Annotated in this window: 6 protein-coding genes, 4 tRNA genes and 2 pseudogenes; 6 read left to right on the top strand and 6 right to left on the bottom strand. The window is 68.2% G+C overall.

Translation table 11 applies throughout. From position 1 onward, the window contains the following. The 5 genes and pseudogenes from G6024_RS02065 to G6024_RS02045 all read right to left on the bottom strand — a co-directional run. Positions 1-257: pseudogene (locus tag G6024_RS02065) on the bottom strand (hypothetical protein); the annotation flags it as partial. Between the two features lie 55 nt (positions 258-312). Continuing rightward, entirely contained in the window at positions 313-675 is a 363-nt protein-coding gene (locus tag G6024_RS02060; RefSeq protein WP_159147820.1) for a cupredoxin domain-containing protein, read from the bottom strand. Further along, positions 672-1,031 carry a cupredoxin domain-containing protein gene (locus tag G6024_RS02055; RefSeq protein WP_119192976.1) on the bottom strand — a complete coding sequence of 120 codons (360 nt, stop codon included), beginning with the start codon at positions 1,029-1,031 and terminating at the stop codon, positions 672-674. Before G6024_RS02055 ends, G6024_RS02060 begins: the two co-directional genes overlap by 4 nt. 6 nt (positions 1,032-1,037) lie before the next feature. Further along, positions 1,038-1,373, bottom strand: a pseudogene (locus G6024_RS02050) (multicopper oxidase domain-containing protein); the annotation flags it as partial. A gap of 307 nt (positions 1,374-1,680) precedes the next feature. Beyond that, positions 1,681-1,755: transfer RNA gene (locus G6024_RS02045), tRNA-Val, on the bottom strand. Positions 1,756-2,177: 422 nt separating this feature from the next. Between G6024_RS02045 and G6024_RS02040 the strand changes: the two genes are divergently transcribed. The 5 genes from G6024_RS02040 to G6024_RS02020 all read left to right on the top strand — a co-directional run bounded on the left by G6024_RS02040 (position 2,178) and on the right by G6024_RS02020 (position 3,369). Next, a tRNA-Gly gene (locus G6024_RS02040) sits at positions 2,178-2,250 on the top strand. Positions 2,251-2,299: 49 nt separating this feature from the next. Then, positions 2,300-2,373 (top strand) — tRNA-Cys (locus G6024_RS02035). A gap of 28 nt (positions 2,374-2,401) precedes the next feature. After that, positions 2,402-2,476 (top strand) — tRNA-Val (locus G6024_RS02030). A 105-nt stretch (positions 2,477-2,581) separates the two neighbouring features. Beyond that, entirely contained in the window at positions 2,582-2,812 is a 231-nt protein-coding gene (locus tag G6024_RS02025; protein WP_119192974.1) for a hypothetical protein, read from the top strand. Positions 2,813-2,835: 23 nt separating this feature from the next. Beyond that, positions 2,836-3,369 (top strand): GNAT family N-acetyltransferase, encoded by a 534-nt coding sequence (locus tag G6024_RS02020; RefSeq protein WP_159147818.1) that lies wholly within the window; start codon positions 2,836-2,838, stop codon positions 3,367-3,369. Between the two features lie 14 nt (positions 3,370-3,383). Here G6024_RS02020 and zapE read toward each other — a convergent pair whose 3' ends face one another. Continuing rightward, positions 3,384-4,400, bottom strand: coding sequence for a cell division protein ZapE (gene zapE, locus G6024_RS02015; protein WP_069388412.1), 1,017 nt, complete (start codon positions 4,398-4,400; stop codon positions 3,384-3,386). A gap of 57 nt (positions 4,401-4,457) precedes the next feature. Between zapE and G6024_RS02010 the strand changes: the two genes are divergently transcribed. Next, entirely contained in the window at positions 4,458-5,198 is a 741-nt protein-coding gene (locus tag G6024_RS02010; protein WP_194307194.1) for a dihydrofolate reductase family protein, read from the top strand. The last annotated feature ends 24 nt before the right edge of the window (positions 5,199-5,222 follow it).

Here is a 5,222-nt window from a genome sequence, read left to right as displayed (position 1 = left end):
ACGCCCACGGTGAGGGCGACCGGTGCGGTCAGGCCGGTGACGGCACCGACCGCCACCGCGGCGCCGACGCCGACGGCCAGTGATGCGGCGGCGACCCCGACGCGCTTGGCGATACCGACCGCGTGGCCCATCCGCGGCCGGATCTCGGGGCGATCGCCGAGGTCCAGGTCGGATATATCCGCCACGGACCGGGTCTCCCCGTCGGGCGGGACGGTGGCTCCCGCGAGGTGCGGTGCCGTGGTGGGTGTGATTGTCATGGTGTTCCTCCTCGTACTGGTGGTGTGGTAGTGGATCGGTGGGGTGGGACGAGGGTCAGGCGGGTGGTCTCACGACCACGGAGCCCACCATCTGGGGGTGGATCGAGCAGGTCACCCGGTAGATGCCCGGTTCGGGGAAGACCATGCGGTGCTCCCCCTCTGCCCGGAAGCCGGCGTTGCCGTCGAGTCCTTCGACGACCACGTCGTGGTAGGTCCCGCCGTCGTCGAAGAACCAGGCGACCTCATCGCCGGCGACCACGTGCAGCTCTCTGGGGTCGAAGGCGACGTTGCGCACCGTGACCCTGGCGGGCTCGGGGGGAGACCCGCACCCGGTCACGAGTAGCGCGACTGCGGTGACCGACGCGAGGACCGGGTTCGGGGAGGTTCCCGCCCGCCCCCTACGGGTGACGGGCCTCATCCCTCCACGATGACCTGTCCGGTCATCTGCGGATGCGGGGTGCAGGTGTAGTCGTAGACGCCCGCGGTCTCGAAGGTCTGCGCATAGGTGCCAGAGGTCTGCAGCTCGGAGGCGAAGGCGACCGGTGCTCCCTCCATCGACGCGACGTCGTGGGGCAGGGATGCCTCCCAGACCCACTCCACGGTGTCTCCCGGGGAGATGGTGACGACCGCGGGATCGAACTTCATGTCCAGCACCCGGACCTGGACCGTGGTGCCGGTCGCGGCCCCCGCCCCCACGTCACCGGACGAGCACCCGGCGGTGAGGAGGAGGGCGGACGTCGCCATGGCGGCGAGCTTGGTGGTGTTGCGCAACATCGAGTGTCACCTCTCGTAGTAGAAGTTGGTGGTCATCCCGGCGTCCAGGTGATACGCGTTGTGGCAGTGGAACATCCAGGCGCCGGGATTGTCGGCGTCGAACTCGAACGCGAGACTCTGGCCCGGGTGGATGATCACGGTGTCGCGCCGCAGTCTCCCGTGCTCCGGGACGCCGAAGGTGTGCCCGTGCAGGTGCATCGGGTGCCACATCGAGGTGGAGTTGGTCATCTCGATCCGGATCCGCTCGCCCGTTCGCATGAAGATCTTCCCGACGTCCGGGCCGGCGATCCCCCAGACGTAGTCGGACGGCGACTCGATGAGTTCGAGTCGGTACGTCCGGTCCGCCGACGATCCCGACGACTGCGGAGACGAACATTCCCGTCATTAGCGTTCCTTCCTACGACGATGACCCTCGTCGAGGGCCTTGTGCGGCAGCACGGAAGGAACGCTATGGCTGTACTGTTTCGGCGAGATTTCCGAATGAGGCTGCTTTTACTACCAAACCTCTACGTTCGTCTAGGGCACGCTCGAACCTGGACGCGGCCAGCCCGGGAGGCGGCGAGGGTGCTCTACAGCTATCGCGAACCGGCAACGATGAGGAAATGACGAAACCCCGCGCTCCGGTAGACGGAGAGCGGGGTTCGTCGGGTGGTGGTCCTAACTGGGTTCGAACCAGTGACCTCTCCGGTGTGAACGGAGCGCTCTTCCACTGAGCTATAGGACCTCGTCGCCCGGCTTCTCTCCCGGGCACCCGCAATACTCTAGCAAGCCCGGTGCCCACGCCCAATTCGGGTCCCGACGGGGCGGTGTGGGCTCCCGTTTCCCGTCCGGGCGCTCCGACTCGCGCTCCTCCACCATGGTCTGCTCCGCGCTGCACTAGCGGCACCTCGGTGCGCGTCGTCGTCGGTCCATTCCGGCGCTGACCCGGTCGCGAAACTCGGGCGGTCAGGCAGGCCCCGGCCAGCCGGGTTGCCCACGGCCGCAACTGCGGTGCGGGCGGGGCCGGCGGGGCTGGTGGTGCGGAAACTCTATCGGGCTCCTGGCCAGTTCAGCGGGCATTTCCGACCCCGGATTTGTCTTCCGCGAACGTCGTCGGCTAATGTTCATTCTCGCAACGCGGTGAGCAACAGCGAGCCGGGGAGCGATGCGGATGTGGCGCAGCTGGTAGCGCATCACCTTGCCAAGGTGAGGGTCGCGGGTTCGAATCCCGTCATCCGCTCGGAGGGATCGAGGAGCCAGGACGTCCTCACCAGGCTCGATACCTTTGCGGTGGAGTGGCCGAGTGGTGAGGCAGCGGCCTGCAAAGCCGTCAACACGGGTTCGATTCCCGTCTCCACCTCCACGTCCGGATACGTCCGGACGGGAAACCCGCGCGATTAGCTCAGCGGGAGAGCGCTTCCCTGACACGGAAGAGGTCACTGGTTCAATCCCAGTATCGCGCACCACACAACGCCCCGGCTCCGGCCGGGGCGTTCGTCGTTTCGCGGACTGTCGCTCGTTCGGTACCGGAACGTACTCCCGACGTGACGTCGGTCACTGATCATGATGGTATGTCCGCGATGCCCCACCTCCACCATTCGACGACGATCGACCAAGCCGACATCGCGACCATGCGCGGCCGCGTCGTCGACTTCCGGCACACCACCGGTGTCCTCGCTGATCTGCAGCGCACGGGAACCGATGAATTCGAGCTCACGCTCATCCTCGGTGGCGGCGACGACGCGGAGAAACTCGTCATCAGAGGGGCACGGACGGGCGAGAGCCTGCACCTGCACGCCTGAACGGCGCCTTATAGGCTCGTGGGGTGACCGCCCGACTCAGTGACGCCTCGGTGGCCGATATCGACGCCGTCTCGGCCTTGGCGGCCCGGACGTTCCCGCTGGCGTGCCCTCCCGAACTGGGGCCGGTCGAGATCAGGGCCTTCATCGCCGAGCACCTCGGCCCGGAGGCGTTCAGAGCTCACCTCGTCACGCCGGGCCACGAGGTCCTGGTGGCCCGGGGCGACGACGGTGAGATGGTCGGGTACATCCTGCTGATCGCCGGGACCAAGATGGACCCGGGCTGCGCTGGACAGGTGATTCACCGACCCACGACCGGGGTCAGCAAGTTCTATGTGGATCCCGACCACCACGGCGGAGGGATCGCGTCGGACATGCTCGACGAGGTGTGCCGACGGTGCAGAGCGGCGGGCACGCGGAGCATCTGGCTGGCCACCAACGTCGCCAACGCCCGAGCCCGCAGGTTCTACGTCAAGCGTGGTTTCGAACCACGCGGGAACCGGACCTTCGACGTCGGAGGGGTCGCCAACACCGACGTCGTGTACGAACTGGCGCTTTGAGAGGGGCCTGCCGGTCAGCCGCCGACGGTCTCGAACCGGGACAGCGCCAGGAGTCGGGAAGTGGCACGAAGGTACTTCTTGCGGTAGCCGCCGGCGATCATCTCGTCGGTGAAGATCGCGTCCAGTTTGTCGCCGGAGTTGCGCACGGGAATCCCCGCGTCATAGAGCCGGTCGGCGAGGACGACGAGACGAAGGGCGATCGACTGATCCGGCAGCGGCTTGACCCCGCTGAGGCAGACCCGCGTGACGCCGTCGACGAGGCGGTTGTACTTGGACGGGTGAAGGGTCGACAGGTGCTCGCACAGGGCGTCGAAGTCGTCGAGCGTGGCACCCTCCACCGCCTCGGCCTCGGCCTCGAGTCCGCTGTCGTCCATCGGGTCCGGGGCGGGGGGCAGGTTACGGTGCCGGTAGTCCGGGCCGTCGACCCGGATCGACTCGAAGATCCCCGACATCTTGCGGATCTCCCGCATGAAGTCCTTGGCCGCGAACCGTCCCTCCCCCAGCTGCTCCGGCAGCGTGTTGGAAGTGGCCGCGACGCTGACACCGGCGGTGGTGAGCTCCGCGAGCAGTCTAGACACCAGCATGGTGTCGCCCGGATCGTCGAGCTCGAACTCGTCGATGCACAGGACGGAGTGCCCGGAGAGCTCCTCGACGGCCCGGTTGAAGCCGAGAGCACCCACGACGTGGGTCAGCTCGACGAACGTCCCGAACGCCTTGGGCTCGGGGCAATTGTGGTAAATCGACGTCAGCAGGTGGGTCTTGCCCACCCCGAAGCCGCCGTCGAGATAGATACCGGTCCCCTGCACCGCCTTCGGTCGCCGGCCGAACAGCCCCTTCTTGGGAGTGCGACGGGCCACCACGGACTCGGCGAACTCGCGACACGCCTTGACCGCGGCGGCCTGCGAGGGCTCGGCCGGGTCCGGGATGTAGGAGTCGAAACTGACATCGTCGAACATCGACGGGGGAACCATCTGTGCCACGAGCTGATCGGCAGGAACCACCGGGGTGACGTCAACGAGGCGAGCGACCATGGGCAGAGCCTATCGTGGGGACACCCGGCGTCAGAACGGAAGGAGTCCCCGGTGCGCATGACACGGCCCACCGTGATCGACGACGACCCCGCCGCCCTCGAGGCCTTGTGGGCGGCGCTGGACCCCGAACCGGGTCTGCCCGTGCCGTGCATCCGCGCGGTGATGATCTCCTCGGTCGACGGCACGACCACCGTGGACGGCCGCAGCGGCGGGCTGGGGACCCCGACGGACCGGCTGGTCTACGACGCCATGCGGGCCCGGGCCGACCTGATCCTGGTGGGCTCGGGCACCGTTCTGGCCGAGGGGTACGGCCCCGCCCGGACCGCCGCCGTGTGGGCGGACAGACGACCCGGTCCCCCTCCCGTCGTCCTGGTGTTCACCCGCGCGCTGGGCGACGCGCTCATCGAGCACTGCGCCGACGCCGGCGACGGACTGCAGGTGGTCGCCGCCCACGGAGTGCCCGGCGACCGACTCGAGGCCGCCCGGGAGCGGGGTGTCACGGTGCACGTGCTCGATCCGGGTCCACTGCGCACCTCCGTCCGTTCCCTCGCCACACACTTCGGGGCCTCCGAGGTGACGTTCGAGGGCGGTCCGCAGCTGCTCGGGACGTTGTTGCGCGAGGGCGCGATCGACGAACTCGTCCTGTCGGTCGCCCCCGAGATCATCGTCGGCGGCGACGACTCGCGACTGGCCGTCGGAACCGACGCCACCCGGGTTCCGCTGCGCGTCGCCGCGGCCTTCACGTGCCCCCGCGGCGGGCTCTACACCCGCTGGGTCGTCACCGGGGCCGACGGGTGAGGAACCGTCGAGCGGGAACACGCG

This window comes from Dietzia maris (assembly GCF_014144855.1).
Lineage (GTDB): Bacteria > Actinomycetota > Actinomycetes > Mycobacteriales > Mycobacteriaceae > Dietzia > Dietzia kunjamensis.
This window is presented reverse-complemented; position numbering and strand designations above follow the sequence as displayed.

What these genes read in the sequence shown, in the direction of transcription:
- G6024_RS02010 (WP_194307194.1), top strand. Translation starts at nt 4,458, where the DNA reads ATGACACGGCCCACCGTGATCGACGACGACCCCGCCGCCCTCGAGGCC.
- zapE (WP_069388412.1), bottom strand. Translation starts at nt 4,400, where the DNA reads ATGGTCGCTCGCCTCGTTGACGTCACCCCGGTGGTTCCTGCCGATCAG.
- G6024_RS02025 (WP_119192974.1), top strand. Translation starts at nt 2,582, where the DNA reads ATGTCCGCGATGCCCCACCTCCACCATTCGACGACGATCGACCAAGCC.
- G6024_RS02060 (WP_159147820.1), bottom strand. Translation starts at nt 675, where the DNA reads ATGAGGCCCGTCACCCGTAGGGGGCGGGCGGGAACCTCCCCGAACCCG.
- G6024_RS02055 (WP_119192976.1), bottom strand. Translation starts at nt 1,031, where the DNA reads ATGTTGCGCAACACCACCAAGCTCGCCGCCATGGCGACGTCCGCCCTC.